The 26,029-nt window shown below is 61.9% G+C and carries 25 protein-coding genes; 12 read left to right on the top strand and 13 right to left on the bottom strand.

Annotation, left to right across the window (positions count from 1 at the left end; all coding sequences use genetic code 11):
* Positions 1-34: 34 nt before the first annotated feature.
* The 3 genes from AS189_RS16835 (at position 35) to AS189_RS16845 (ending at position 3,071) form a co-directional block, all read left to right on the top strand.
* Complete coding sequence (locus tag AS189_RS16835) at positions 35-718, top strand: TetR/AcrR family transcriptional regulator (RefSeq protein ID WP_237759908.1); 684 nt, start codon at positions 35-37, stop codon at positions 716-718.
* Positions 715-2,403: an MDR family MFS transporter gene (locus AS189_RS16840; protein WP_062291480.1), complete on the top strand. Its 1,689-nt coding sequence runs from the start codon at positions 715-717 to the stop codon at positions 2,401-2,403. The genes AS189_RS16835 and AS189_RS16840 overlap by 4 nt, the downstream gene beginning before the upstream one ends.
* 287 nt (positions 2,404-2,690) lie before the next feature.
* A complete protein-coding gene (locus tag AS189_RS16845) occupies positions 2,691-3,071 on the top strand; it encodes a hypothetical protein (protein WP_062291482.1) in 381 nt (126 codons plus the stop codon).
* Here the strand turns inward: AS189_RS16845 and AS189_RS16850 are convergent.
* Both AS189_RS16850 and AS189_RS16855 read right to left on the bottom strand, forming a co-directional pair.
* On the bottom strand, positions 3,043-3,513 hold the full coding sequence (locus AS189_RS16850) for an NUDIX hydrolase (protein WP_062291486.1): 471 nt from the start codon (positions 3,511-3,513) through the stop codon (positions 3,043-3,045). The two genes, AS189_RS16845 and AS189_RS16850, sit on opposite strands and share 29 nt — an antisense overlap.
* Before the next feature lie 221 nt (positions 3,514-3,734).
* Positions 3,735-5,291, bottom strand: coding sequence for a CitMHS family transporter (locus AS189_RS16855; RefSeq protein ID WP_062291489.1), 1,557 nt, complete (start codon positions 5,289-5,291; stop codon positions 3,735-3,737).
* A gap of 187 nt (positions 5,292-5,478) precedes the next feature.
* On the opposite strand from AS189_RS16855, the gene AS189_RS16860 reads away from it, so the two are divergent.
* Positions 5,479-7,428, top strand: coding sequence for a sensor histidine kinase (locus AS189_RS16860; RefSeq protein WP_062291493.1), 1,950 nt, complete (start codon positions 5,479-5,481; stop codon positions 7,426-7,428).
* Positions 7,425-8,087, top strand: coding sequence for a response regulator (locus AS189_RS16865; protein ID WP_062291496.1), 663 nt, complete (start codon positions 7,425-7,427; stop codon positions 8,085-8,087). The genes AS189_RS16860 and AS189_RS16865 overlap by 4 nt, the downstream gene beginning before the upstream one ends.
* A 31-nt stretch (positions 8,088-8,118) precedes the next feature.
* Here AS189_RS16865 and AS189_RS16870 read toward each other — a convergent pair whose 3' ends face one another.
* The gene (locus AS189_RS16870; protein WP_062291499.1) at positions 8,119-8,628 is read right to left on the bottom strand and encodes a prepilin peptidase; all 510 of its coding nucleotides are present in this window, start codon (positions 8,626-8,628) and stop codon (positions 8,119-8,121) included.
* A 68-nt stretch (positions 8,629-8,696) separates the two neighbouring features.
* On the opposite strand from AS189_RS16870, the gene AS189_RS16875 reads away from it, so the two are divergent.
* Entirely contained in the window at positions 8,697-9,554 is an 858-nt protein-coding gene (locus tag AS189_RS16875) for a hypothetical protein (protein WP_062291505.1), read from the top strand.
* 78 nt (positions 9,555-9,632) lie between these two features.
* On the opposite strand, the gene AS189_RS16880 is transcribed toward AS189_RS16875, so the two are convergent.
* The 3 genes from AS189_RS16880 to AS189_RS16890 form a co-directional block, all read right to left on the bottom strand.
* Positions 9,633-10,964 carry a PhoH family protein gene (locus tag AS189_RS16880; protein ID WP_062293943.1) on the bottom strand — a complete coding sequence of 444 codons (1,332 nt, stop codon included), beginning with the start codon at positions 10,962-10,964 and terminating at the stop codon, positions 9,633-9,635.
* Between the two features lie 204 nt (positions 10,965-11,168).
* Complete coding sequence (locus AS189_RS16885; RefSeq protein ID WP_082634403.1) at positions 11,169-11,843, bottom strand: YoaK family protein; 675 nt, start codon at positions 11,841-11,843, stop codon at positions 11,169-11,171.
* Between the two features lie 11 nt (positions 11,844-11,854).
* The gene (locus tag AS189_RS16890) at positions 11,855-12,616 is read right to left on the bottom strand and encodes an isoprenyl transferase (protein WP_062291508.1); all 762 of its coding nucleotides are present in this window, start codon (positions 12,614-12,616) and stop codon (positions 11,855-11,857) included.
* A gap of 178 nt (positions 12,617-12,794) precedes the next feature.
* Between AS189_RS16890 and trhA the strand changes: the two genes are divergently transcribed.
* Positions 12,795-13,442: a PAQR family membrane homeostasis protein TrhA gene (trhA, locus tag AS189_RS16895; RefSeq protein WP_062291510.1), complete on the top strand. Its 648-nt coding sequence runs from the start codon at positions 12,795-12,797 to the stop codon at positions 13,440-13,442.
* Positions 13,443-13,446: 4 nt separating this feature from the next.
* Here trhA and AS189_RS16900 read toward each other — a convergent pair whose 3' ends face one another.
* The 3 genes from AS189_RS16900 to mca are packed head-to-tail and all read right to left on the bottom strand — an operon-like array spanning position 13,447 to position 17,112.
* Positions 13,447-15,699, bottom strand: a complete 2,253-nt coding sequence (locus tag AS189_RS16900) for a thioredoxin domain-containing protein (RefSeq protein WP_062291512.1) — start codon at positions 15,697-15,699, stop codon at positions 13,447-13,449.
* A 9-nt stretch (positions 15,700-15,708) separates the two neighbouring features.
* Complete coding sequence (locus AS189_RS16905) at positions 15,709-16,146, bottom strand: hypothetical protein (RefSeq protein ID WP_129587327.1); 438 nt, start codon at positions 16,144-16,146, stop codon at positions 15,709-15,711.
* Between the two features lie 57 nt (positions 16,147-16,203).
* Complete coding sequence (gene mca / locus AS189_RS16910) at positions 16,204-17,112, bottom strand: mycothiol conjugate amidase Mca (RefSeq protein WP_062291515.1); 909 nt, start codon at positions 17,110-17,112, stop codon at positions 16,204-16,206.
* 206 nt (positions 17,113-17,318) lie between these two features.
* Here mca and AS189_RS16915 point away from each other — a divergent pair, with 206 nt between their 5' ends.
* Together AS189_RS16915 and greA are read left to right on the top strand one after the other, a co-directional pair.
* Positions 17,319-17,684, top strand: coding sequence for a DUF4307 domain-containing protein (locus AS189_RS16915; RefSeq protein ID WP_160320861.1), 366 nt, complete (start codon positions 17,319-17,321; stop codon positions 17,682-17,684).
* Positions 17,685-17,881: 197 nt separating this feature from the next.
* Complete coding sequence (greA, locus tag AS189_RS16920) at positions 17,882-18,373, top strand: transcription elongation factor GreA (protein ID WP_062291517.1); 492 nt, start codon at positions 17,882-17,884, stop codon at positions 18,371-18,373.
* A gap of 80 nt (positions 18,374-18,453) precedes the next feature.
* On the opposite strand, the gene AS189_RS16925 is transcribed toward greA, so the two are convergent.
* From AS189_RS16925 to AS189_RS16940, 4 genes are all read right to left on the bottom strand, one after another.
* On the bottom strand, positions 18,454-18,642 hold the full coding sequence (locus tag AS189_RS16925; protein WP_062291520.1) for an LPXTG cell wall anchor domain-containing protein: 189 nt from the start codon (positions 18,640-18,642) through the stop codon (positions 18,454-18,456).
* 259 nt (positions 18,643-18,901) lie between these two features.
* Positions 18,902-20,179 carry a threonine ammonia-lyase gene (ilvA, locus tag AS189_RS16930; RefSeq protein ID WP_062291523.1) on the bottom strand — a complete coding sequence of 426 codons (1,278 nt, stop codon included), beginning with the start codon at positions 20,177-20,179 and terminating at the stop codon, positions 18,902-18,904.
* 63 nt (positions 20,180-20,242) lie between these two features.
* Positions 20,243-21,472: an AI-2E family transporter gene (locus AS189_RS16935; RefSeq protein WP_062291526.1), complete on the bottom strand. Its 1,230-nt coding sequence runs from the start codon at positions 21,470-21,472 to the stop codon at positions 20,243-20,245.
* A gap of 290 nt (positions 21,473-21,762) precedes the next feature.
* Positions 21,763-22,707, bottom strand: coding sequence for an aldose 1-epimerase family protein (locus AS189_RS16940; RefSeq protein ID WP_062291530.1), 945 nt, complete (start codon positions 22,705-22,707; stop codon positions 21,763-21,765).
* Between the two features lie 149 nt (positions 22,708-22,856).
* Here AS189_RS16940 and AS189_RS16945 point away from each other — a divergent pair, with 149 nt between their 5' ends.
* The 3 genes from AS189_RS16945 to galK are packed head-to-tail and all read left to right on the top strand — an operon-like array spanning position 22,857 to position 25,962.
* Entirely contained in the window at positions 22,857-23,684 is an 828-nt protein-coding gene (locus tag AS189_RS16945) for a DeoR/GlpR family DNA-binding transcription regulator (protein WP_062291532.1), read from the top strand.
* Positions 23,681-24,805, top strand: a complete 1,125-nt coding sequence (galT, locus tag AS189_RS16950; protein ID WP_062291535.1) for a galactose-1-phosphate uridylyltransferase — start codon at positions 23,681-23,683, stop codon at positions 24,803-24,805. The genes AS189_RS16945 and galT overlap by 4 nt, the downstream gene beginning before the upstream one ends.
* Positions 24,802-25,962, top strand: coding sequence for a galactokinase (gene galK / locus AS189_RS16955; protein WP_062291537.1), 1,161 nt, complete (start codon positions 24,802-24,804; stop codon positions 25,960-25,962). Before galT ends, galK begins: the two co-directional genes overlap by 4 nt.
* The last annotated feature ends 67 nt before the right edge of the window (positions 25,963-26,029 follow it).

Below are 26,029 nucleotides of genomic sequence, written 5' to 3' on the forward strand. Positions count from 1 at the left end.
GCACTTCGCGGCCAATAGTGCAAACTTGTACTTTGTGACTGAAAGTGCAAAACCTCAACACTGCCAAACCCTGGGACTGCGCGCCCGAAAGCGGGAGGCGACCCGATCGGCCATCACGGCCCGAGCCAGGGCGCTGACCGCCCAAGACGGCCTCAACGGCTTCACCATCGAGCAACTGTGCGAGGACGTCGGAGTGTCCCGCCGGACGTTCTTCAACTACTTCCCGTCCAAGGAAGATGCCATCATTGGCCACTTGCTGGATGAATTCCCTGCAGGGGCGATGGCAGAATTTTTGGCCGGCGCGGCTCCCGACACCGGGGTGGAGCGGGGCCCCAACGGTCTGAGCACCACGCTGTTGCGTGACCTTTTCCGACTAACCTGCGCGATGGTGCGGGAGCTCAACTTCACGCGCGAGCAAATTAATCTGCTCATGGCGGCCATGAAGATGGAGCCACAGCTCATGATGAAGATTGTGGGCGGAGCTCACGAGCGGGAACGGGATTTTGCGCTCCTCATAGCCCAGCGCGAAGAACTTTCGCCGGATGACCCTGTCATCGCCATCACGTCGGCGCTCTTTGGGAGCTGCTCTCACCGCTCCAGCCAGGTCTTCTTTTCCGAAGAAAACACCGTCCCCTACGAGGAGCTGCTGCGAGCAAATCTCCTGGCAGCCCAACAACTATTCACCTTTTCACTTTTGACCTTTGAGGGGACTCCATGAGTACCGCTTTGAAAGCAGGGCAACCGCTCCTGCTGACCCAGAAAAGAATCTGGATCATTTTCTCCGCGCTCATTGCCGGAATGCTGCTCTCCAGCCTGGACCAGACCATTGTCTCCACCGCCATGCCTACCATTGTGGGCAAGCTTGGCGGCGTAGAGCACCAGACGTGGATCACCACCGCTTACCTGTTAGCCACCACTATCGTGATGCCTATTTATGGCAAATTGGGTGACATCTTGGGGCGGCGAAACCTGTTCCTGGCGGCCATTGCCATCTTCACCCTCGCCTCGATTGGGTGCGCCTTTGCCACCGATTTCTGGGGCTTCGTGATCTTCCGTGCCATGCAGGGCCTCGGTGGTGGCGGTTTGATGATCCTCTCGCAGGCCATCATCGCTGACATTGTGCCCGCCAATGAGCGTGGCAAGTACATGGGCCCGCTCGGTGCCATCTTCGGTCTCTCCGCCGTGGCCGGCCCCCTCTTGGGTGGCTACTTTGTAGACCACTTGACATGGGAATGGGCCTTCTACATCAACATCCCGATCGGCATTGCAGCCTTCATCGTGGCGTTCTTCGCGTTGACCCTGCCCTCCAAGAGGGCCACCCAGAAGATTGACTTCATGGGTGTGGTGTTCCTGTCGATCGCCACCACGTGCTTGATCTTCTTCACGGACTTCGGCGGCAAGGCCGACGGCTGGACCTCCCTGACCACGTGGACCTGGGGCGCCGGCATGATCGCCGCCATCGCCTTGTTCATCTTCACCGAGGCCCGCGCCGAAGACCCCATCATCCCGCTGTCACTGTTCAAGAACCCGATCTTCTTGAACTCCACTGCTATCGGATTTGTACTGGGCATGGGCATGTTCGCCGCTATCGCCTTCGTGCCGACGTTCTTGCAAATGTCCACCGGCACCTCCGCCGCCGTCTCCGGGCTGTTGATGCTGCCCATGATGGTGGGTCTGATGGGAACGTCCATCTGGTCCGGTATCCGCATGTCCAAAACCGGCAAGTACAAGTCGTTCCCGATCATCGGTTCGGTGCTGACCATCATCGCCATGCTGTGGCTGACCACACTGTCCGCCGAAACCGCCATCTGGGTCATTTGCGCGCAGCTGTTTGTCTTCGGCGCCGGCCTTGGTTTCATCATGCAGATCGTGGTCATCGTGGTGCAGAACTCCGTGCCGGCCGCCCAGCTGGGTACGGCCACCAGTACCAACAACTACTTCCGTGAAGTAGGTTCGGCGTTGGGTGTGGCCGTCTTTGGCGCCATGTTCACCACCCGCCTGGCCGAGTCGCTGACCAAGGTCTTCGCCGCTGGTGGCTCTTCACCGGAAGAGGCCGGCAATGCGATGTCCACCCTCGATCCGCAGCAGCTCCACAAGCTCCCGCAGGCCATCCAGGACGGCATCATCAACGCCTACGCCGACTCCTTGGCTCCGGTGTTCTGGTACCTCATCCCGTTCATGGTGGTGGCGCTGATCTTGGCCCTGTTCATGAAGGTCATCCCGCTCTCGGACACCTCCGGAATGGTGGCTCGTGGCGAGGCCGTGGGCGGTGCTGAAGCCGATCGCCTTGAGGCCGAGCGCGCCGCTGGTAGCTCGTCGGCTCCCGCGGCTCCTTCGGCTCAGGCTTCAGAAACACTTCTGCTGACCAAGGATGCGCCGGAAGATACCCCGGACAAGCCGTAAGGCCACAGCGAAAAGGCGCGTGCCGTCGTCGTACTTTGGAAGTACGACGACGGTACGCGCCATTGGTGTTTAACGCGCCCTTCGCGCTGAGCAACGACTGATCGGTAGTTAGACACCAAAGGGGCGGTGTAACTACCGATCTCGGGGCTAACCCCCGTCCAGTTGTCAGGGACCGGTGAAAGTGCGCGGGTTACCCCACTCGCAGCCACTTCCGCAACCCCCTAGGGCACGAGCACGGCACGAACGCCCTGTGCTTGACTCGGTTACTAGCTATTGAAGGGGATGCGATGGATTACGAATCAGTTGAGCTGCTGATCGGTGCAGTCTTGGCGCTGGTGCCAGTTGCTGCTCTGGTAGTCGCGGGATTGTGGTGCCTGAAGGCGCCCGCCAAGCGAATGCCCTGGTTCTTCTTCCTGGGCCCAGTGGCTTCATTGATTTACAGCTGGACCGCCGGATCACTGGCACTGACGTTGTTTCCGCCACCCTATGACGCTTACCTTGACAGTGGACGCGGCTTGGATCTGCGTGGCATGATCATCGTTTTCGGAGCCATGGCGGGCGGGGCAGCAGGAATCGTGACATCCATAGTCTTTTGCGCGCTGAACCTGATGCGGCAATGGAGCCGGTCGCGAGCGGGTACTACCTCTCGAAGTATGGAACACCCGTGAAGGCCAGCGCGCGCTGAATGCAGGCGAGGTGGCCGGGGCGCAGTGGTGGCAGCTCGTCGATGGCGAACCAGCCCACGGCCAGCGATTCGTCGTCGTTCACGCGAGCGCTGCCGCTGACATAGCGGCAGATGAACTCTACGTTCAAGAAGTCGCAAACATCGCCGTTGGGGAAGGTCACCGGGCCCACGGCGGCCACCCCCAGCAGGTGCTCGATCCGGGCTACAACAGCGGTTTCTTCAAAGATCTCACGCACCATTCCCGGGCCCGGCTCCTCCCCCGGTTCCAGGATTCCGGTGATGAGCGCCCAACCACCGGTATCGGACCGCTCACCAAGAAGAACGCGCCCGGCGTCGTCAAAAACCACGCCGCGCACGCCCGGAAGCCAGAGCGGGTCGTGGCCGATTTTCTTGCGGAGGTTGACGATGAAGTCCGGTGATCCCATGGATTCAGCCTATCCTGACGGCCTCCCGCACATACTCACGGCTGAGCTTCATCCAAAGTCTTCGAAGCTGCGCTCCATTAACCAGTAACCATGCGCAGCTCCAGGAGTGGCGCATGGTTACGAGTTAACGGAGCGTAGGCGCAAAGTGGCCCGCTGCTGCCGACGAATTTCACGAAGGTCTCATGATGTTCGCCGCCAGCAGCGGGCCAGTGGGTGGGGTGTTAGCCGAAGGGGATGACGCCAATGCCAATCGCTACGCCCAGCATCACCAGCGACACAACCAAGGCACGCCACAGCACCTTCTTGTGATGATCGCCCAGCTCAACGCGCGAGAGCGAGACGAGCAGCAGGATCGCCGGCACCAACGGGCTTTGCATGTGAACCGGCTGGCCGGCAATGGAGGCGCGGGCCATGGCTGCCGGGTCGATTCCAAAGTGAGCGGCTGTTTCACTCAATACGGGGAGGACACCGAAGTAGAAGGCGTCGTTGCTCATGAAGAACGTCATCGGAATGCTCAGCAAACCAGTGATGACGGCCATGTACGGACCCATCGAGGTGGGAATGACGCTGACCAGCCAGGCTGCCATGGCATCGACCATGCCTGTTCCGCTGAGAACACCTGTCAGAACAGCAGCGGCCATCACCATTGAAACAACTGCGACAATGCTGCCGGCGTGAGCAACCAGCGCCTTGGCCTGATCCTTCATTTTCGGGAAGTTGACCACCAAGGCGATGGCGGAGCCCACCATGAATACGTACGGCAACGGCAGGATGTCCATGACGAGAACAACCATGAGCGTCACGGTCAGAACCAGGTTGAACCAGAAGAGCTTGGGCCGCAGTGTGTCGCGGTTCGGGTCCAGCTGGGAATCGGCCAGTGAGGTGTTGACCGAGTCCGCGTCCTGGTTGGCCACGGCCAGCACCTGCTCATCAAAGCGGGTTTGCGCAGCGGAACGAGGCTTCACAGCGATCAACACGGCGGAGGAATCAGCTGAACCAGCCAGAGCAGGGGTGCCAGATCCGCCCGAGGGGGTCCCGCCGTCATGCGTGGAGGTGCCGGTAGTGCCGGAGGTGCCAGTGCCGGAGGTGCCGCGCTTGCCGCTGGTGCCAGCGGCGTCCGGGGTGTCCAGTGAGTCGGCCTTGCCAACCCACAGGCTGCCGGCCAGAGCGAGGCGGCGGCGTTCGCGGACTCCCAGGTGCCATGCGAAGAAGAAGATCACGATCATGCCAGCGATCAGGGACGGGATCATGGGGACGAAGACCTCGCTGGGCGAAACCTTCAGTGCTGCGGCGGCGCGGGCGGTGGGCCCACCCCACGGCAAGATGTTCATGGTGCCGTTCGCCAGACCCGCCACGCAGGTCAGGATGACAGGGCTCATGCCGAGGCGCAAGTAGATGGGCAGCATGGCCGCCGTGGTGAGGATGAAGGTGGTGGATCCGTCGCCATCGAGGGAAACCACTGCCGCCAGGACAGCTGTGCCGAGCACCACCTTCGCGGGGTCATTGCCCAGTGTGCGCAGGATCAGCTTCACCAGCGGGTCGAACAGGCCGACATCGATCATCATGCCGAAAAAGACAATTGCGAACATCAGCAATGCGGCCGTTGAGGTCAGACTCTTCATCGAGTCCATGACCATGTCGCCAATGCCAAGCCCGGCGCCAGCAAATAGCCCGAAAATGGTTGGCACCACGATCAGGGCCACCACGGGCGTTAATTTCTTCGTCATGATCAGTGTCATGAACACCGCGATCATGGCGAATCCGAGGATTACCAACATTAGAACTCCTTTATATACCAGCCGCATCTTTGAGCTGACTTATAGAGACTAGAGTGGCCTGAGTCACTTCTTGGGTTAAGTTCACTTGCCTGAACTAGTGCCCATTGAGTACCTTTAACCCGTTAAGCCCACCGCCACCTACTCGCTGACCACACGTTGGAATTTTTCTCCTGAAGGAGCCTTTGCAATGACGCAGGCCCGGACACCGCGTATGCGCTTTTCCACGCGCGTGCTGGTGCTGCAGCTGGCTGTGGTCTCGGCCATTGTGATCATGACGGCCGGGACTTTCGCGGCGCTGATGTATCAGTGGCTCGGCGATCAGGCGGAGGAGCGGGCTCTGGCAGTGGCGCGCACCGTGGCTTCTTCGGAAGACGTGCGCCGCGAAACTGCCGTCTTAGCCGCCACGCCCAAGGATCAGCTGACCCCGAGTTTTCTGGCGGGCGGCCCTTTGGAGCAGTACGCGGGCGCGGCTCAGGAACGCACGGATGCCTTGTTTGTGGTGATCACGGACGACGACGGCCTGCGCCTTGCGCATCCCAATCCGGCTTTGTTGGGGCAAAAGGTCTCCACGGACCCCTCTGTGGCTTTGTCTGGGGGCGAGGAGACTTCGCAGCAAAACGGGACACTGGGGCGGTCGGCACGGGCCAAGGTTCCCGTGTACGCGCCGGGATCGTCATCGACTGTTGTGGGCGAGGTCAGTGTGGGTTTTTCCAGTGATGACATTGTTGCTGGCATGCTGCGCAGTATTGTGCCGGTGGCGCTGATTGCGGGGATTTCTCTGGGGTTGGGAGCTGTCGCCACAGTGGTGATGAGTGCACGTCTGCGCAAGCTCACGCTGGGACTGGAACCCGAGGAAATCTCCGGGCTGGCGCAGGACCAAGAGGCCGTTCTGCGCGGCGTCGATGAGGGAGTCATTGGTCTCGCGAACGATGGCACCATCACGGTTTTTAACGAAGGCGCCCGGCGGCTACTGGCTCCCGACTCCACCCGGGATTACAGCGGACTCCCTCTCGCTGACAGCGGCTTGCCGGAGTGTCTCGCAGCGGCCACCGACGCCACCCTCACGGCCGACGCGGCGGAATACGGCCCCTCCGAACACGTGGTGGGCGACAGGGTGGTCATTGTTTCCTCCCGTGCTGTGCGGCTCAAGAACAACCACCAGGACGGGGCACTGGCGCTGGGGCGAGTCATCATGGTCCGGGACAGAACCGAGGTGCAGGCCCTGACCCGTCAGCTGGATGCCGTCAACGCTCTGGGTACCGCGCTGCGAGCGCAACGTCACGAGTTCGCCAACCGGCTACACACGGTGGCAGGCCTGCTGGACATTGACCGTGCCGCCGAGGCTCGCGACTACATTGGCGAGATCATGCAGAGCGGGCCACTGAACTACCCGGCACAGGATCTGAGCCTGCTCAGTGACCCGTATCTGGAGGCGTTCCTTGGCGCCAAGAGCATTGAGGCCCACGAACGCGGGGTGGAGCTGCGGATTGGAGCCGCCACCCTCATCCGGGGCCACATCACGGATCCGCAAGATGTCACAGCAATCCTGGGAAACCTTTTGGACAACGCCATCCGTGCAGCCGTTGCAGGAACGTCACCTCACCAATGGGTGGAGGTTGAGGTGCTGGACGAACACACACCGGCTGGGGGTACGCTGCATCTGGTGGTGGCCGATTCCGGGGACGGATTGCCGCTGACCAGCCGCCGGGACCGGGACGGCGTAAAGCCCGACGGCGCCAGGGAAGTTCCAGCGCCAACAGCCGGGGCCTCCGGGGCCTCCGTGGCAGACGAGGCAGACGAGGCAGACGAGGCAGACGAAGCAGACGAAGCAGACGAAGCAGACGAGCTCATCTTCACCCCTGGCTACTCAACCGGATCAACCGGTTCCAGCGGTTCCACAGGTTCCGGCGGAGCAAGCGACCCGTCTACCCGTCATCCCAGCATCCCTGATCCCAACACCCCTGATCCCATCACCGGCCACGGCGTGGGCTTGGCGCTGGTCCGCCATCTGGCCCGCCGTCGCGGCGGCGAGGTGTGGGTTGCGGATGCTGGAACACCTCAATCTCATGGTGCAGTATTCTGTGCCCGACTGCCTGGCGTGGTCGCTTTGACGCCTGTTTCCAAGGAGCATTCATGACCGCCACTCTTCGCGTCCTCATTGTCGAGGACGACTTTCATGTGGGCCGACTGCACGCCGGGTTGGTGGACTCGGTCCCCGGATTCAGTGCTTTGGCCCCTGCGCCCACCGCCGCGCAGGGATTGAACGTCATTCATGCAGAGCGCCCGGACCTGGTGTTACTCGATGTGTACCTGCCTGATGCGTCGGGCCTGGATTTGTTGCGCACCATTGACGTGGACGCCATGATGCTCAGTGCCGCGTCCGATCCTGAAACGATGCGTACGGCACTTCGCCGCGGCGCACTGGCCTACCTCATCAAGCCGTTTTCCGCTCAGTTGCTCGAGTCCCGGCTTCGCGGCTATGCCCGGTACCGCAGGCTGCTGTCCGAACCCGGCAATCTGAGCCAGGACAGGTTTGAGACGGCATGGCAGGCCCTCCATCCTCACGCCCCGGCGGCCGGGCCCAAAGCGGCAACCGCCACGGAGACGGCGGTATTAGCTGCGCTGGCCACCGGCAGCGATCAGTCCACGGCGGACATTGCGGCCGCCGTCGGCATTTCTCGCACCACCGCGCAGCGGTATCTGTCCGCCCTGGCCGACGACGGAGCTGTCGCCATCTCACTCCGTTACGGTGCCACCGGGCGGCCTGAGCACCGCTACAGCGTGTCGCCACTCTAGTATTCTGGCGCCGCCCCAGTATTCGGGTGCCTCACGCAGGCAGCAGCAGCATGGTGAGCCACGCGCCAGCGGCCATCGCGGGGCCAAAGGGTATAGCGGATTGGGCGCTCCCACGGCGGCTGACAATGAGGACCACTCCCCACAATCCCCCTGCCACAAAGCCGGCTGCCACACCGAGCACCACATGCTGCCAACTCAGAAATCCTAGGAACAGGCCCAAAACGCCCGCCCATTTCACGTCGCCGAACCCCATTCCGGCCGGATACACCGCCCAGAGCAGCCAATACAAAGCACCTATGGCGAGTGCGCCACCCCCGGCTCGGAGGGCATGCCCGGGCATCGCGCTCCCCAGCGCAGCCGCTAATAGCAGCGCCCCTGAAATGGGGTAGGCCGGCAACACGTAACGATTCGGGAGGGTGTGGGTGCGGATATCGATGATGCTCAGCACCACACTCAGCCACAGCAAGTACACGCTAGCGGCGAGGGCACAAACGAGCGCCAGCGCATTACTCTCCCCCAAATCCAGCAGCCGAGTGACCATAGCGTGATGCTACGCCATCGCCTCCCCGTTAGGGCCGGAATTTCACAGCCCGGGGCTAAGCTGAGGTTATGAGCGCCTCCCCCTTCACTGCAGATACTTTCAGGCACCTCGCCCGCTCCTCGCCGTGGCGTTGGCAGAGCCTTCGCTTTGAGCTGCACCGTAAGTTTCCCACCGCGTCCGACGGCGGCTCCGGGAACTCGTGGGTTCCGGCAGCTGGCGCCGTGGCTGGATCCGCCAACGTGGTGGGGCCGGGCAAGAGGGCGCGAGCCGGGGGTGAATCAGCGGATCCCACACTGTCGATGAATTGCTGGGTCCGCCGGCCAGGTGCCCTGCGGGTGGAAACCCTGGAAGGGAAGCTCTTGGCCAGCACCACTAAAATCAACGAGTCCAGAGACGCCTTGTTCATCAGCGGCAACCGGAAGCCGTGGCTATTGCCGCCGTCGCTGGTTAATCCGGTGAAGGACTCTGACGGATTCGTAGTCCGCCGTCCCGAGGCCCTGTACGGCGAACCTGCCTATGGTTCCGGCCGGACCGCCGCCGCTTTGGACCCCGTGGAGCTCGCGGGTGAGCGGCCGGTGCCGTTGGAGGCACCGTTCGCCAACGTGGCTGAAATTGCTGACATTGCCATGCTCACCCATCACGGTCGGGCCGTGGTGGAGGCGGTGCTGACGCCCAACTCCAGCTACCGCCCCGTATTTGCCGATGCACCGTTGTTGTTTCCAGGCCGTACCGCCATACGCATCGACCTAGAAACCGGGGTTTGCGTGGCCTCCCAGTCCTTGGATGGGGAAACAGCCGGGGCTGGGCATTGGATGGTCCTGCTGGGCATTGACGAATACATGCTCGATGACCTCTTCGAGGAGGTCAGCATGGGCCTGACGGACGTCCGGGCCCACATCCCGTGGGATCTGGGCCCCACGTCCTAATTCGAGATGACACTCACCGCCCATGCTTCAACATAGGCGTTAAGTGTCACCTCGAATTGTTCGGCTGCTGCTAGCCGCTTAGATCTCGGCGCGTTCCAGCAGCTCCGTCACGAGGGCCGCAATGGGTGAGCGTTCGGAGCGGGTCAGCGTCACGTGACCGAAGAGCGGGTTGCCCTTGAGTGTTTCAACGACAGCCACCACGCCGTCATGCCGGCCAACCCGGAGGTTGTCGCGCTGGGCAACATCGTGGGTGAGGACAATCTTGGAGCGCTGGCCAATGCGGCTCATGACTGTCAGCAGCACGTTCTTTTCCAGGGACTGCGCCTCATCGACAATGACGAAGGAATCGTGGAGAGAGCGTCCCCGGATATGGGTTAGCGGCAACACCTCCAAGAGCCCGCGTTCCATGATCTCCGCCATGAGCGTGTCTGACACCACGGAGCCGAGCGTGTCAAAAACCGCCTGCGCCCACGGGTTCATCTTCTCGCTCTCAGAGCCCGGCAAGTAACCGAGTTCCTGGCCGCCCACGGCATAGAGCGGGCGGAACACCACGACCTTGCGGTGCTCGTTGCGCTCCAGCACAGCCTCAAGCCCGGCGCACAATGCCAGGGCACTCTTGCCTGTTCCGGCCCGGCCGCCGAGGGACACAATCCCTACTTCCGGGTCCAGGAGCAGGTCAAGGGCCAGACGCTGTTCGGCGGAGCGGCCATGGAGACCAAAGACGTCTCGATCCCCACGCACCAAGCGCACCTGCTGATCGGAGCCGACGCGCCCCAGCGCAGATCCGCGGTTGCTGGTGATGACCAGGGACGTGTTGATGGGCAGCACGGCCGCTTCGGGAATGGGCACCGGCTCGTGGTTGTACAGGGCCGCCATCTCCGACTCGGTGACATCCACCTCTTCAACGCCTGTCCAGCCCGAATCCTGCACCAGCTCGTTGCGGTATTCCTCCGCAGAAAGCCCCAGTGCAGAGGCCTTGACCCTCATGGGCACATCCTTGGAGACCACTGTGACGCTGTGACCATCATTGGCCAGGTTCTTGGCCACGGCCAGGATTCGCGAATCGTTGTCCATCCCACGCATGCCGGAGGGAAGTACCTCAAGGGAAACGTGATTGAGCTCCACGCGGAGAGTCCCGCCGTCGTTCCCTATGGGAACGGGAGAAGCCAAGCCACCATGATCGGTGCGCAAATCATCCAGGAGCCGCAACGCCATTCGGGCAAAGTAGCCCAGCTCGGGGTCGTGACGCTTGCCCTCCAGCTCGGAGACCACCACGATCGGCACCACCACTTCGTGTTCGGCGAAGCGGGTGATGGCGCGCGGGTCCGACAACAAAACTGAGGTGTCAATGACGTAAGTGCGCAAATCTGTCGCGGTGTGTTCACGCTCTGCATGCTGCTCAAGGTTCATGGTTTCGACCACGTTACGCTCCAGCCCTCCGGACTCGCACACGTCCGGAATTCTCTCGGTACGTCGGGCGGAGTTGCCCTCCGTTATGCACAAAACTACGCTCCTTGCACCACGTGCGCAGGAGCCACGCCACAACGGCGGGTGAACGTTGCGCAACGCTTGGGCGAACGGTCAGCGCAGGCCAACGGTACTGGCGGAACAGCGCTAGAGAACCACCCGAGTGGCGGGCGGGCGCGGCGGATTGGTGTGTAGCCAGCCATTGAAAATCACTGCCAGCACCAGCACGGCAACCGCAATCCACAGCGCATTCATACTGAGCGCGAAGTAGGAAAATCCGCCAACAATGGACCCTGTGGTCAGCGAAAGCCACAGCACCAGATACCGCAGCCACAGCCGCCTTCCCCCGCCCGTGAGCGCGCTGGCAATGTTCTGCCCCATCTTCACCAGGGTCCCGGTCATATACGTCAGGCCGATGCTGACCTCGCCGTCGCGCTCGAAAATAACGTTTTCCGCACCCATCGCCAACGCCATGAAGGCCGGTGCAAGCCATCCTCCCAGTCCTACATCAAAGAGTACGACGGCGGATGCCAGTGCCGCTGTGACGTAAAGCATCACCGCCATGCGCTTGCGGGTCGGGACCAGCCAGCGCAGGATCGAGGCGCTCACCACGCCCACCAAAAAGACGGCCACTAGCCCAAAGGCAAGGATGAACCCCGTCCAGTTCCCTTCCGCCAACGCTGTGCCACCACGGGTGGAGTTCCCGCTCATGAAGGAGACAAAGTATCCGCCCAGATGAATGAACCCCACGGCATCAACAAATCCGGCAGCACTGGAGAGGATGGCGGCAAGGAGTATCTCGGAACGACGGTGGCTTCGCACGTCAGGGCAGCCTAACTGCCGAAGCGGCGGCTGCGACCTGCGTAGTCGCGTAGGGCACGCAGGAAATCAATCTTCCTAAATGCTGGCCACAGTGCTTCGCAGAAGTAGAACTCGCTGTACGCGCTCTGCCACATGAGGAAGCCGGAGAGCCGCTGCTCCCCCGAGGTACGGATGACCAGGTCCGGATCGGGCTGTCCGCGGGTGTACAGGAATTTGGAGATGTCATCGACCGTGAGGCTGTCGGCAATCTCGGCTATGGTGCGCCCGGCCGAGTCGGCGTCGTGCATAAGTTCACGGACGGCGTCCACAATTTCGCGCCGGCCGCCATAGCCAATGGCCATGTTGACGTGGATGCGTTCCTTCGCCGGGACTCGGGCGGTCAGCGAGGAGAGCCGGGCAGCCAGGTAATCGGGCAGAAGTTCGGGGGCACCCATGGCGTGGACGCTGATGTCGGCATCGGCGTCGAGCAGGTCAAGGGTGTTGGCGATGATGCCCATGAGCTCGTCGAGCTCTTCCGGTGAGCGGCTCATATTGTCCGTGGAGAGCATGTACAGCGTGACCACTTTAATGCCGAGGTCCTGACACCAGCCCAGAAATTCCAGAATCTTATCAGCACCAGCCTGGTGGCCCTGGCTGGTGGGGGCGTTGAACTGTTTGGCCCAGCGGCGGTTGCCGTCCACCATGACGCCAATATGTCCGGGCACGCTGCTCAGGTCCATGGATCGGGCGAGGCGGCGTTCATAAAAGTTGTAGAGAACCTTGGGCATCCGCATGGACGCGGTGGGCAACCGCATTTAAAGTGCACCGGACCTTTGCGAATTATGGCCCTGCGGCCGAACGAATCTTGCTAGCTCTAGGTTACCCGCACGTTCGCGTGAAAGCCGCCAAGCTGAGGCCAAACGATTACTACTGGCTGGTAACTTCTGGGGTTCTCGGGGATAGGATGTGCTCATGAGCTCCCTTTCGGCAATGGAACACAAACCGTCGTGGCGCGGCTGGCTGCACGCTGGAATGGCACCTCTGGTGTTGCTGGCAGGAGCCATTCTTGTGATGTTGGCCCCGAGTGCAGCCGCAAAAGTTACCTGCGCCATCTACATCTTTACCGGCGTCCTGATGTTTGGCACTAGTGCCGTTTATCACCGAGGCAACTGGTCCCCAACGGCCAAGGCCACTCTCAAACGCTTGGACCACAGCAACATCATGCTGGTTATTGCTGGTTCCTACACTCCACTTTCCTTCTTGATGCTGCCACGGCCCACCGCAACACTGTTGCTGTGGATGATTTGGATCGGCGCCGTGGCCGGAGTCTTGTTCAGAGTTTTGTGGGTCCGGGCCCCACGCTGGCTCTACGTCCCCATATACGTCCTACTGGGCATCACGGCATTGTTCTTCCTCCCGGAATTCTGGGCCGCCGGGACAGTGCCCACCATCCTGATCGGCGTAGGCGGGGTCATGTACATTGCCGGTGCCGTCATTTACGGGATCAAAAAACCCAACTTCAGCCACCGCCATTTCGGCTTCCACGAGCTGTTCCATGCCCTGACAGTGGCCGCGTTCGCCACCCACTTTGTGGCTGTGGTGCTGGTGGTCTTCGCCTGAGAGCTCACGTCAGCAGCGCGAGCAATTCACCAGGCGTTGACACGGGCAGCGCACAGCTGAAGTTGCGGCACACGAAGGCCAGCGGCGTATGCGCACCACCTCGCCCAACCAGCAGTGGCACCGGCGCTTCACCGTCTCCATCCCAGACCGCAATGACCATGCCGGGCACGGCCGACTCCCACGCCGTGCGCACCAACGCAGCACGGTCTGCACCAGCTGGCCCCACAACCGCCAGTTCCACAGGACCTGCCGCCAATGCCGCCGCCACAGACAGCAATCCCCCGGCCGATCGAGGCGCCCGCCGGGCCAATTCGGGCACGCCAGCCACCATGGATTCGGCCAGTTCCCGATGGTGAGCCGAGCCCGTGTAGGCAGCCCAGGACGTGAAGGCTTGTGCAAGCAGGGCCACTCCGCTGGCTGTCGCGTTGTCGAACGGGTCCGCGAACCGCGAGCCCTGCAACCCGCCCGCTGACCCGGCCACCGACCCACCGGATGCTGGAGCACCGGACGCGGGCCCACCGGACTCGGGCCCACCGGACTCGGCGTGGTTGAGCACTATTCCGTCCGCGATAAAGTCACGTTCAGCAGCACCCACCAATTCACCGGCAAAATCAAACCAGCGCGTGTCCCCGGTCGCCGCATACAGTGTCAGATACCCGTTGGCGCAGGCGGCATAATCCTCCAACAATCCCTTGATGCCGCGTGCGTGGCCATCGTGGGAAACTCTGGACAACTGCCCGTCCCAGTGGACCTGCATCAGATACTCGCCAAGTTTGGCTGCGGCCCTTAGCCACGAGGGCTCCTCCAAAACCATGGCTGCCTCGGCCAACGCACCCATGAGCATGGCGTTCCACGACGCCACCACTTTGTCATCACGGGCGGGCATCACACGGTCCGCGCGGGCAGCCAGCAGAGCAGGCTTGAGCTGTTCAAAGACGGCCTGTTCAGCCTCAGTGAGCGCCCGCCCGGCATGCAGCGGATGGGAACCCACCGGAGCAACACCCAGCATGACTGCTGCCTCCGCCGCCAACTCCGGGCCCAGAGCCGCCGTTGCCGCCGCAGCATCCAGTTCAGCGCGAGTCCACCGGTAGCTGGCACCCTCGTAATGGAGCCCATCAATGACGGTATCCGCGTCCAAGGAGGAGGCAAAGGCACCGCCGGGAAGGCGCATCTCCGCCATCAGCCAGGAAACCGTAGCCCGCACGGCGTCCCGGGCTTCCGCCACACCTAAGGGTGCAACACCGGGTGGCAAGCCGAGCGGCACGCCTCCCCTGATAGAGGGAGCGTCGCGGCCCGCATCCGGGGCCCCGCTGCCGGCAAGCCGAATCCAATGCACCAGGGCCGGCAGGAGCCCTGCGTTGTCGTACAGCATTTTCTCGTAGTGCGGCTCGGACCAATCCGCACTGACGCTGTAGCGCGCAAATCCACCGCCCAAGCGGTCAAAAACGGCCGATCGCACCATGGCACCCAGCGTCCGCCCCGCCATTCCACAGGCCACGTGCGCACTCGGGGAAGCGGACGCCGCGTGGCGCATCAAGAATTCCAGTGCGGGAGTTGGCGGGAATTTCGGGGCCTGCCCGAAGCCACCGTGGACTCTGTCCTCGGCCTGCACCATGGCGCTCACGGCAAGTTCGGCAGCCGCCGCCCACTCGGAACTCCGCGCAGTTCCACGTTCGGACTCGCGTTCAGTGCCGCGTTCAGTGCCGCGTTCATTGCCAAGGTCGACGGCGGGACTCAACACTGTTGCCCGCACCTGCCACAGCGGTTGGGAAAGGCTAGCGGCTAGGTCGCTGGCAGTTTCTTCGACGAGGTCCCGGCGCTCTGTCCAGGCCTCCTGAACGGCGGTCAGGACCTGGCGGAAAGATGGCTGCCCAGAGCGCGGCTCCGGAGCAAAATACGTGCCGGCATAGAAGGCCTTGCCTGCCGGGGTCAAAAAGACGCTCATGGGCCAGCCGCCCTGACCGCTCAGGGCTTGAGTGGCTGCCATGTAGGCATCATCCACATCGGGACGTTCCTCACGGTCTACCTTGATCGAGACAAAGTGCTGCAACAGATAGGCGCCAATGGCAGGGTCTTGGAAGGACTCCCCCGCCATGACATGACACCAATGGCACGCGGCGTACCCCACGGAAAGAAAAATAGGGACATCGCGTGCCACGGCTTCGGCGAAGGCAGCGTCGTCAAAAGGCTGCCAATCCACCGGATTGTGCGCGTGCTGGCGAAGGTAAGCGCTTGGTTCCCCTGCCAGCCTGTTCATGCTTCGGCGCTACTTCTCGCCCTGCGTGGACGCAGCGCCAGCCGCGTCCAGCCCTTCTGTTGCGGCACCCGAGGCGGGGGTGTGCACTGGAAGCTGCGTGCCGGCGTCGTGCTTCACTGCCTCAGGCTCAGGGTTAATCTGAGCGGGCGTATCCCGGAAGCCGTTCTCATAGCTGGCGTTCAACATGTCAGCCTCGGACATGATCGGGATGCCCAGGTACTCGGTGGCGGTGCCGGCACGATCATCCTCAACTTGTGCACGGTACCGAACGCGGCGCACGCGCTTGACCATGTCACGGATCAAGAAAAACATGATCAACACAATCCCGAAGGTCATGACAAAACCCAGCAGACCCGGAGTGATTTGGTCTTCGGTCAGGCCAGGGCGCAGGCCAGGATCCCCGGGAGTGGCAGGGTCAGTGGCAGCAAGCAAAATCAGTGTGAGCACAATTCATCTTTCGTTTCATCCCCGAGCGGCAAGGTGTCAGGGGGATTCGTCCACTATCTATCGTAGGCCAGCAAACAGGTCGTTCTCTGGGAGTGTGGTGGGAACGCGTGATTCAATGAGCGAATAGTCCTCCCACGGCCACACTTTGCGCTGCATGGGTGCGCTCACGGCGAAGAAGAAACCATCCGGATCCACTTGGGTGGCGTGGGCGCGCAAGGCGTTGTCACGGGTTTCAAAGTAGTCGCCGCAGTCAATCTGGGTGGTGGTGGGGTGCTTGCTGACCGGCGGGGTGTGACCTTCGGTGTCGGTTTCGAGCCAGGCTGCAAGGCGCTCCGCGTACGGGGAGGCCAGACCGGCTTCTTCCAGGGCGAAGTGCAGGGCGCGGAAGCGCTGGGGATTGAATGCCAGATCGTAATACAGCTTGGCGGGCTCCCACGCCGGGCCCGTGCCCGGGTACTTTTGCGGATCCCCGGCAGTGTGGAAGGCTTCCACGGCAACCTTGTGAGCCATGATGTGGTCAGGGTGCGGGTAACCGCCATTTTCATCGTAAGCAACAATGACATGCGGGCGGAAACGGCGCACGAGCCGTACCAAGGGTGCTGCGGCAATCTCCAATGGCTTCAGGGCAAAGCAGTTGGCCGGCAGTTCCGGCAAGGGATCGCCTTCAGGCAGGCCGGAGTCGGTGAAGCCTAGCCATTGGTGTTGGATGCCCAAGATTTTGGCGGCGTTTGCCATTTCGAGGCGTCGAGCACCGCCCATGTCGCGGGCCGAGTGGGGATCGCCCACCAAGGCGGGATTCTGGATATCTCCGCGTTCACCACCTGTGCACGTAGCCACCATGACCTCGACGCCGGAGGAGACATAGGAGGCCATCATGGCTGAACCCTTGCTGGCTTCATCGTCGGGATGGGCGTGAACCGCCAAAAGTCGCAGCGGTTCCACTTCTTGACTCACATTGCTGCTCACGGATGCTACCTTCGATTCTTCGCTGACTTCGGGGACAAAAAACTTTGGCTGAAATGAACGCTAAACTTGTTCTAGTCCAACGCCCCTTTTCCAGGGTGCGCCCGGCCGCGGCACTCGCGGAACAGACACAAGTGGATGCAGTGACAAATTCTGATTCTTCAGCAGCTACCAGCCTAACCAATCGTTACGGGTCTCCCAAGCGTAAGGTGACCAAAAAAACACGCAACATCCTCATTGTTGTGGCGATCGCACTGGCCGTGGTGTGGGCTCTCTGGGCCACTTTTGGCTCCAACGACGGAGTTTCTCAAAAAGATCTCAGCTACAAGGTCATTGATTCGACCATGACTACCGTGGATTTCGCCGTTACCAAGGCGCCGGAGGCTACGGCCCGTTGTGCCGTCAAGGCGATGGATGAAAGCTTCGCGGTAGTGGGTTGGAAGGTGGTCACGATCGAGCCCAACGGGAAAGACGTTGGCTCTGAAAATGGCCGCACCAGAACTATTCGTGCGGATCTGCGTACCGACACCCTGGCCGTGACGGGAATCGTCGAAAACTGCTGGATCGTGAAGTAAAAGTTACAGCGGACACTCCAATTCTTGGGTTTATCTGCCTTATTGACTAAACTGGAACCTATTACCATCTGCCCCGCTTGGTTGGCCTAGTTTTACGGCGCATGGTTTGTGCAACTTTTTTCGTTGCGCAAGCATGAACGTAGCTACTGGGATCGACACCGGCGGGGCCTTTGCTTTGTACATTCAAGGAGAACCACGTGTCTACCACTAATAGTGCGCCTTCAGCATGGCTGACGCAGGAAGCCTATGACCGCCTGCAGGCTGAACTTACTCAGATGTCCGGCCCCGGCCGCGCCGAAATTGTGAGCAAGATTGAGCAGGCTCGTCAAGAGGGCGATTTGAAGGAAAACGGCGGCTACCACGCTGCAAAAGATGAGCAGGGCAAGATTGAAGCCCGCATTCGCCAGCTCAGCGAGATGCTCCGCAATGCCCGCGTGGGTGAAGCACCTGCCGACGACGGCATTGTGGAACAGGGCATGGTGGTCGTTGCCACCATCGCCGGCGATGAAACCACGTTCCTGTTGGGTAGCCGTGAAGTTGGCGCCGGAGACCTGGAAGTTTACAGCGAGCGTTCTGCCCTCGGTGAAGCCATCATGGGCTCCAAGGTGGGCGACAAGCTCAGCTATGTAGCACCCAACGGCCGCGACATTGCCGTGGAGATCATCTCCGCCAAGCCCTACGTTGGCTAAGCTTTCTCATTAGAGCGTAAGAAGGGCCGGGTTTCCCAGTGGAAACCCGGCCCTTCTTTTGTCTGTTCTTTGTCTGATCTCTAGCCGCGCGTACGACGGCGGAACTTGGCCAGGAGCGAAGCGCCACCGAGCAGTAGCAAGGCTCCTCCAACGACCGCCAGCAAGATGGTGCCGCTGGCACCGGTGGCAGCGAGCTGTTGGGTATTTGCCATGGCTGAGTTGGCCGTGGCTGGGTTAGTCGACGCGGCCTTGGTCTGCGCTGCAGCCACAGTCGTTTCTGGCGCGATCGTTTCGGCACAGTCGGCATGGTGATCGTCGGGACAGGGCTGGGGATCGGGGTAACCGTGGTGCTCTGAAGAGGGAGATTGACTATCGGTCCTGAGTTGGCCTGAACGAATTATTCACGCGCGAAAGCGAGAATAAAAGGTTGTATCTGTGGGTGGACACAAAACGGCACCATCACAGGTGGTGGACCATGCCTGGGACGGTGCCGTGGGTGACGTCAGAGCACCCGGTCAGTGTTCCTGCTTAGTGCACCACGATCGGCTGGAAGCCCTCGGCACGCAGCGCCGTCAACACTATTTCGCAGTGTTCGTGGCCCTTGGTTTCCAAGTTCACGGTGATGGAGACATCGCCCATGGAGATGGAACCACCCACGCGGGTGTGGTCCACTCCGGTGACGTTGGCATCGTTCTCGGCAATGATGCGTGAGATGGTGGCCAGCGAACCGGGGCGGTCGTTGAGCATGATGCGCACCGTCAGGAATCGTCCTGCCGCGGCCAGTCCGCGCTGGATCACCTTGAGCATCAGCATCGGGTCGATGTTGCCGCCCGAGAGCACCACCACGGTGGTGCCGGGGTTCTCAATTTTGCCTTCCATCAGGGCCGCAACACCCACGGCACCAGCTGGCTCCACCACCATTTTGGAGCGTTCGAGCAAGAAGATCAAAGCCCTGGCCAACGAGTCTTCGCTGACCGTCACAACATCGTCCACCAACTCGCGAATGATGGAGAACGGCAGCTGCCCGGGACGTCCCACGGCAATGCCATCGGCCATCGTGGAGACCTTCTTCAGCGGCACCAATGCATCCGCCGCCAGCGAGGGCGGGTAGGCAGCCGCGTTCTCAGCCTGCACACCAATAACGCGGATCTCCCGGCCCAGCTCCTTGGCGCGCGCCTTCACGGCAACCGACACGCCAGCTAGCAGCCCGCCACCGCCAACACCCATGATGATGGTGTCAACATTGGGGACCTGATCCAGGATTTCCAGGCCAATGGTGCCCTGACCTGCCACCACATCAAGGTTGTTGTACGGATGCACGAACACGGCTCCGGTTTCGCTGGCATAGCGTTCGGCCTCAGCCAAGGATTCGTCAACGTTGTAACCGTGCAACACCACCTCGGCGCCATGGCCGCGCGTGGCCGCCAGCTTGGGCAACGCTACGCCCACCGGCATGAAAATCTTCGCCTTGATGCCGAGCGCCTTGGCTGCGACGGCAACACCCTGCGCATGGTTTCCGGCGGATGCCGCCACCACGCCCCGGGCACGCTCTTCAGGCGAAAGTTTCGCCATCCGCACATAAGCACCGCGAACCTTGAACGACCCGGCGCGCTGCAAATTCTCGCACTTAAAGAAGACCTCCGAGCCCGTCATTCGCCCCAACGCCCGCGAGCTCTCAATCGGTGTGAGGGCAATAATCTCCGCCAACAAGTCCCGTGCCTCTTCTACATCTGCAAGGGTGACGGGGAGATCGCTGGTTGCGTTCACGGTTCGTGCCTCTTTCTTTTCAGTACTGTTCTGCTGCATGTGAGTGACCGGGATCGGCCAAAATTGTGGGCGCAGCCAAGGCCGCGCCGTAATGGGGGCTAACTAAAGTTCGACGGCGGGACGTGGCACTGCGCCATCGCCCTCGTCAGTGGCACCCGAGGAGGCAACGGCACTTTCGGTGGCGAGAGCTCCGACGTCGGACTCGGGTAGGGGCAGACCATATTTCTTGACCATCTCGGGATCACTTTCCCAGCCGCGCCCCGCGATGTAGCGAATGAACGAATTCGCCACGGCCAGCATTGGTACGGCAAACAGGGCGCCCATGATGCCGGCAATACCTGAACCGGCGGCAACGGCCAAGATCACGGCTACGGGGTGCAGCGACACGGCGCGGCCCATGATGAAGGGCTGGAGCAGGTGACTTTCCAGCTGCTGCACGAGCAGGACGATCCCGAGCATGATCAAGGCGTTGACCCAGCCGTTGGCCACCAAAGCCAGCAGCACAGCCACGGCACCGGTCACGAGGGCACCCACCACGGGAATGAAGGAGCCAACAAAGACCAGAACACCCAGCGGCAGGGCGAGTGGAACCTGGATGATTGCGGCACCGGCGCCAATACCAATGGCGTCCACGGCGGCCACCAAGATCTGCACACGAGCGTAATTGCCCAAGGAGGTCCAGCCACGGCGGGCTGCACCATCAACACCCGGGCGGGCGCGCTTGGGGAAGAACTTGACGAGGAAGGCCCAGATATCTTGTCCCTCCAGGAGGAAGAACAGCAAGATGAACAGGGTCAGCAACAGTCCCACGGTGAAGTGCGTCAGACTGGAACCCACCCCCAACGCGCCGGACAGGATGGCGTTGGAGTTGTTCTGCAACGCGGCCAGAGCTTCATCGAGGTACTTGGTGATCTGATCGTTGCTGATAGCCAGCGGACCAGCATTGAGCCATTCCTGAATCTTCATCAAGCCCTTGATGGCCTGTTGGCTCAGATCAGTGAAACCCACCACCAACTGCCGGCCCACCAGGAACAGGGCGCCCAACACTAGGGCCACCAAGCCCACTTCAGCAATAGCCACGCTAAGGCCCTGCGGGACGCCAATGTCTTTGAGGGTCTTGACGATAGGGCGCAACAGTGTGGCCAAAATAGTGGCGATCATGATCGGGATGAGCAAGATGGTGACTTGACTCAATAACCAGATCAGCATGGCCGCAACGATGAGTATCATGGCCATGCGCCAGGACCAGGCTGCGGCTACCCGCATGCCCAAGGGAACCATGGCGGATTCGTTCTGAACAGTGCGCTCTTCGTGCTGCTTATCAGGCGTCATAAAGCAATACTTCCCCATTGTGTAAAAAATCGTTAAACGGCGTCCATTTTCCCCACCGGCTCCCACTGCTCGCAAGCTCACGGCGGGACCCTCGCCGGAGGGGCCCACACCAGCTCCAAAGGCTCACAAGCTCACGGCGGGACCCTCGCCGGAGGGGGCCCACACCGACTCCAAAGGCTCACAAGCTCACGGCGGGACCCTCGCCGAAGGGGGCCCACACCAGGTCCAAAGGCTCACAAGCTCACGGCGGGACCCTCGCCGGAGGGGGCCCACACCAGCTCCTTCTGGTCTCAGAGTGCCGAGTCAATGCCCCACTGCATGGTGAACTCCTCGGCCGGAGCCAGCCACTGCAGGCCGTCCCCGGAGTTAAAGGCATTGGCCGGTCCCGTCATCGGTTCCATGGCCACGGCCAAGGAACGGCCCGGGAAAACATCTGTGACGTACACGTGAACGTATTTCACGCTTCCGTCGTGCCACAGACTCACGCTGCGCCCGTCCGGGGCGGACAGCGTGTGGCGCCCAACGCCGTCGTCCGTCACGAGATCAGTGAAGGCGGTGTCCATGAGGGACTCGGGCACGGGCCTGCCGTGGCGCAGATCGTAGCGGCCACTCACCGCAACACGCCCGGTGGGGATCATGCGCTCATTGGCGCTCAAGTACGTGGCCGCCTGCACGGTCAGCGTCAACTGCTCGGCCGGGACATCGCCCAGCGTGAAGTACGGGTGCGCACCAAGAACAAAGGGTGCCGGCGCGGTGGAATCGTTAATGAGGGTCTGGGCCACGCGGAGGCTGCCATCGGAGGTCAGCGAGTACCGCACCTGATGGCGGACCAGGAAAGGATAGCCATGCTGCGGATGGATGATGGCCTCGAGCAGCACAAAATCATCGCCGGACTCTAGAGCGTGGTATCCGGTGTTGCGCAACAATCCATGGATGGCGTTGTTGCGGGCAACCTCCGTAATGTCCAGCTGCTGAGTGCGGCCATCGAGCTCCCACCGTCCGCCGTCAATGCGATTGGCGAAGGGCGCCAGCGTGATGCCAGCGGCGCCGGGGGCGATCTCGTCCTCCGGATAGCTCTCCACGAGCGCAACTCCGGACTTGTCATAGTGGCGCAGACCGGCGGCCAATGACGTAATAATGGCGGTGGCGTCCCCGCGCTGCAAGCGGAATTGTGCGCCTGTGGCCGAGCGGGTTCCCGCGGAATCTTGGCCGGCAGCGGTAAGTGAAGTACTCATGGTGTTTAGATTACTGCCTCCACGGCGGCGAATTCTCCTTGTTTCACGACATGTAGCTGCGTAAACACTTGCCATAATGTAATATTTTGTTTGAAACTGTTTACTTATCTTGGCTTACTGACATCGGCGACGGAACTAGGAGTCCATTCATGCTTGCACCAGAGCGCCAGGCGCGCATCCTCAAGGAGTTGCAACTGCATGAGGCCGTGCGCGTGGCCGATATCGCGGCACTGTTGAATGTCAGCGAAATGACCATTCGCCGCGACATTGAGACTCTGGATCAGAACGGTCTGGCCCGTAAAATACATGGCGGGGCCATGCGTTTGGCGCGGCTGAGCTCGCTGGAACCTGGCTTCCTGCTCAACGTGGACAAGGCGCTGGAAGCCAAGCTGGCCATTGCCGCCGAGGCATTGACTCTGGTGGAACCCGGCATGACCTTGGCCCTGACTGGCGGCACCACCACCTACCAACTGGCTGTGGCTTTGGCTGCCGAGCTGGACAGGCTCCCCAACTTGACGGTGGTCACCAACTCCCTCAAGGCTGCTGAACTGCTCTACCACCAGCAGGGCAGCTCGGATCTGAAGGTCATTGTGACAGGTGGCGAACGCACGCCGTCGGAAGCTCTTGTAGGTCCCGTGGCCCGCCTCGCCCTGCGCAACTTGAACACCGACATTTGCTTCATGGGTGTCCACGGTTTGGATGTGGACCGCGGGCTGACCAGCCCCAACGGGCTCGAGGCGGAAACCAACGCCTCCTTCATCGAGGCCACCTCTCAGCTGGTTCTGCTGGCGGACAGCTCCAAGTTCCAGGTCCGTTCCCTCGCCGCCATTAGTCCCCTTTCCGCCGTTGACACCATCATCACCGATGACGGCATCAGTGCCGCCACCGCCGATTTATTCGCCCTCCGGGTACCGAACTTTCGCCAGGCCGCACCGCATGCGACCGCCTTCCACCCCTCAACCAGGAAGTCTTCATGACCATCGCTACCAGTACGCGCCTCGCCGACGGCCGGGAACTCATTTACTTTGACGACGGCGCTCACGCCAAGTCCCACTCTGCGCATGACACGCGTCCGCTGGATGCCCGCAGCGAAGAGAACACCGGCGAGCTGCGTTACGACGCACTCACAGGAGACTGGGTCGCTGTTGCCGCGCACCGCCAGACACGCACCTACCTGCCCCCGGCCGACCAGTGCCCGCTGTGTCCCACCACCGGGGCGAACCTGTCCGAGATTCCCGATTCCGCCTACGACGTGGCTGTTTTTGAAAACCGTTTCCCGTCGCTGGGCCCGGCCGTGGGCGCCATCCCGGCAAACCCCGCCTGGGGCACCATGGGCCGAGCCTTCGGCAGGTGCGAGGTAGTAGCGTTCACCCCGGAACACACGGGTTCCTTTGCCGGGCTCTCTGAAGAACGTGCCCGCACCGTCATCGACGCCTGGGCACACCGAACGCAGGCGCTGAGCGCACTGCCCGGCGTGAAGCAGGTCTTCCCGTTTGAGAACCGGGGCCAGGACATTGGCGTCACCCTGCACCACCCGCACGGGCAGATCTACGCCTACTCCTATGTCCCGCCACGCAGCGAAGTCATGGCCGCTGCCGCCCGCAAGTTCTACGACGCCCACAACGGTACGGCCACCCTGCTCGGCGACATTGTCGCCAAGGAATCCGCATCCGGTGAGCGCATGATCGCCCAAGGCGAGCACTTCAGCGCCTACGTGCCCTTCGCGGCGCACATGCCGCTGGAAATCCACATGACCCCGCACCGCCACGTCCCGGACTTTGCCGCCCTCAACGACGCCGAGCGCGACGAACTTGCCGTCATGTACCTGGACGTCCTGCGCCGCCTGGACAACCTGTACGAAACCCCCACCCCATACATTGCGGCCTGGCACCAGGCACCGCTGGATTCCGTGCTGCGTCCGGCCGGCCGTTTCCATTTGGAGCTCACCTCACCAAGACGGGCCGCCGACAAGCTCAAATTCTTGGCAGGCTCAGAAGCCGCCATGGGCGCCTTCATCAATGACACCACTCCGGAACAGGTGGCTGCCCTGCTGCGACGCACCTCCGGATCCCTCACCCCGAAAGCAGATTTGGTATGAGCCAGTCCATTAATGCAGCCGAAGTGGCTGCAGCCTTCACCGACGCCTTTGGCGCAACTCCCGACGGCGTTTGGGCCGCACCGGGACGCGTGAACCTTATTGGCGAGCACACTGACTACAACGAGGGCTTTGTCCTGCCGTTCGCGATTGACCGCGCCGCCGCCGTCGCCATCAAACTCCGCGATGACAATGTTGCCCGACTGAGCTCTAGCTTCGGCGAGGCGCCCACCGTTACCGTCAACTTGGACACCCTCTCCCACGAGACCATGTCGGGCTGGACGGCTTACCCGCTGGGCGTTGTCTGGGTCATGCGCCAGATGGGCATCGCCATTGGCGGCTTTGACCTCTTCCTGCACTCCACGGTTCCTTCCGGTGCGGGCCTGTCCTCCTCAGCCGCCATCGAGTGCGCCGTGGCCACAGCCTTCAACGAGCTCGAACAAGCCGGGCTCAGCCTCAATGAACTGGTTCTTGTGGGCCATCGTGCCGAGAATGAAGTGGTGGGCGCCCCAACAGGCATCCTGGACCAGTCCGCCTCGCTGCTCTCCACCGACGGCCACGCAGTGTTCCTTGATTGCCGCACGCAGGAATCGAAGTTGGTGCCGTTGGACTTGGCCGCCGCCGGGCTGCTGATCCTGGTGGTCGACACCAAGGTCAGCCACGCCCACGCAACCGGCGGCTACTCCGCCCGCCGCGCCTCCTGCGAGCTGGGCGCCGAGGTGCTCGGTGTTGCCGCGCTGCGTGATGTAGCCGCCGCCGACCTTCCCGAGACTGCCGGCCTGCTCGATGATGAGACGTTCCGCCGCGTGCGCCACATTGTCACCGAGAACCAGCGCGTTTTGGACACCATCGCAGTACTGGCCGACGCCGGACCGGCCGCCATTGGCGAGCTGCTCACCGCAAGCCACGCCTCAATGCGCGACGACTTTGAGATCTCCTGCCCCGAGCTGGATCTCGCCGTAGACACCGCACTGGCCCACGGCGCCTTGGGTGCGCGAATGACCGGCGGCGGCTTTGGCGGCTCTGCCATCGCCCTCATCCCGGTGGCCGAGGAAGCCACGGTGCGTGCCGCCGTCGTCCGTGTGTTTGCCGAGGCTGGTTTTACTGCTCCGGACATCTTCGCCGTCTCCCCCGCTCCGGGAGCCCGCAAGATCTCTTGACCTTAAAAATAACTGACCCGCAGTTGTGGTTGTTATCGGCTCTATTTCGCCGGTTATACAACCACAA

The organism is Arthrobacter alpinus (genome assembly GCF_001445575.1).
Lineage (GTDB): Bacteria > Actinomycetota > Actinomycetes > Actinomycetales > Micrococcaceae > Specibacter > Specibacter alpinus_C.

What these genes read in the sequence shown, in the direction of transcription:
- AS189_RS16855 (WP_062291489.1), bottom strand. Translation starts at nt 5,291, where the DNA reads ATGTTGGTAATCCTCGGATTCGCCATGATCGCGGTGTTCATGACACTG.
- ilvA (WP_062291523.1), bottom strand. Translation starts at nt 20,179, where the DNA reads ATGCAGCAGAACAGTACTGAAAAGAAAGAGGCACGAACCGTGAACGCA.
- AS189_RS16945 (WP_062291532.1), top strand. Translation starts at nt 22,857, where the DNA reads ATGCTTGCACCAGAGCGCCAGGCGCGCATCCTCAAGGAGTTGCAACTG.
- AS189_RS16880 (WP_062293943.1), bottom strand. Translation starts at nt 10,964, where the DNA reads ATGAACCTTGAGCAGCATGCAGAGCGTGAACACACCGCGACAGATTTG.
- AS189_RS16865 (WP_062291496.1), top strand. Translation starts at nt 7,425, where the DNA reads ATGACCGCCACTCTTCGCGTCCTCATTGTCGAGGACGACTTTCATGTG.
- galT (WP_062291535.1), top strand. Translation starts at nt 23,681, where the DNA reads ATGACCATCGCTACCAGTACGCGCCTCGCCGACGGCCGGGAACTCATT.
- AS189_RS16900 (WP_062291512.1), bottom strand. Translation starts at nt 15,699, where the DNA reads ATGAACAGGCTGGCAGGGGAACCAAGCGCTTACCTTCGCCAGCACGCG.
- AS189_RS16935 (WP_062291526.1), bottom strand. Translation starts at nt 21,472, where the DNA reads ATGACGCCTGATAAGCAGCACGAAGAGCGCACTGTTCAGAACGAATCC.
- AS189_RS16890 (WP_062291508.1), bottom strand. Translation starts at nt 12,616, where the DNA reads ATGCGGATGCCCAAGGTTCTCTACAACTTTTATGAACGCCGCCTCGCC.
- AS189_RS16845 (WP_062291482.1), top strand. Translation starts at nt 2,691, where the DNA reads ATGGATTACGAATCAGTTGAGCTGCTGATCGGTGCAGTCTTGGCGCTG.
- AS189_RS16840 (WP_062291480.1), top strand. Translation starts at nt 715, where the DNA reads ATGAGTACCGCTTTGAAAGCAGGGCAACCGCTCCTGCTGACCCAGAAA.
- AS189_RS16850 (WP_062291486.1), bottom strand. Translation starts at nt 3,513, where the DNA reads ATGGGATCACCGGACTTCATCGTCAACCTCCGCAAGAAAATCGGCCAC.
- galK (WP_062291537.1), top strand. Translation starts at nt 24,802, where the DNA reads ATGAGCCAGTCCATTAATGCAGCCGAAGTGGCTGCAGCCTTCACCGAC.
- AS189_RS16870 (WP_062291499.1), bottom strand. Translation starts at nt 8,628, where the DNA reads ATGGTCACTCGGCTGCTGGATTTGGGGGAGAGTAATGCGCTGGCGCTC.
- AS189_RS16875 (WP_062291505.1), top strand. Translation starts at nt 8,697, where the DNA reads ATGAGCGCCTCCCCCTTCACTGCAGATACTTTCAGGCACCTCGCCCGC.
- AS189_RS16860 (WP_062291493.1), top strand. Translation starts at nt 5,479, where the DNA reads ATGACGCAGGCCCGGACACCGCGTATGCGCTTTTCCACGCGCGTGCTG.
- trhA (WP_062291510.1), top strand. Translation starts at nt 12,795, where the DNA reads ATGAGCTCCCTTTCGGCAATGGAACACAAACCGTCGTGGCGCGGCTGG.
- AS189_RS16940 (WP_062291530.1), bottom strand. Translation starts at nt 22,707, where the DNA reads ATGAGTACTTCACTTACCGCTGCCGGCCAAGATTCCGCGGGAACCCGC.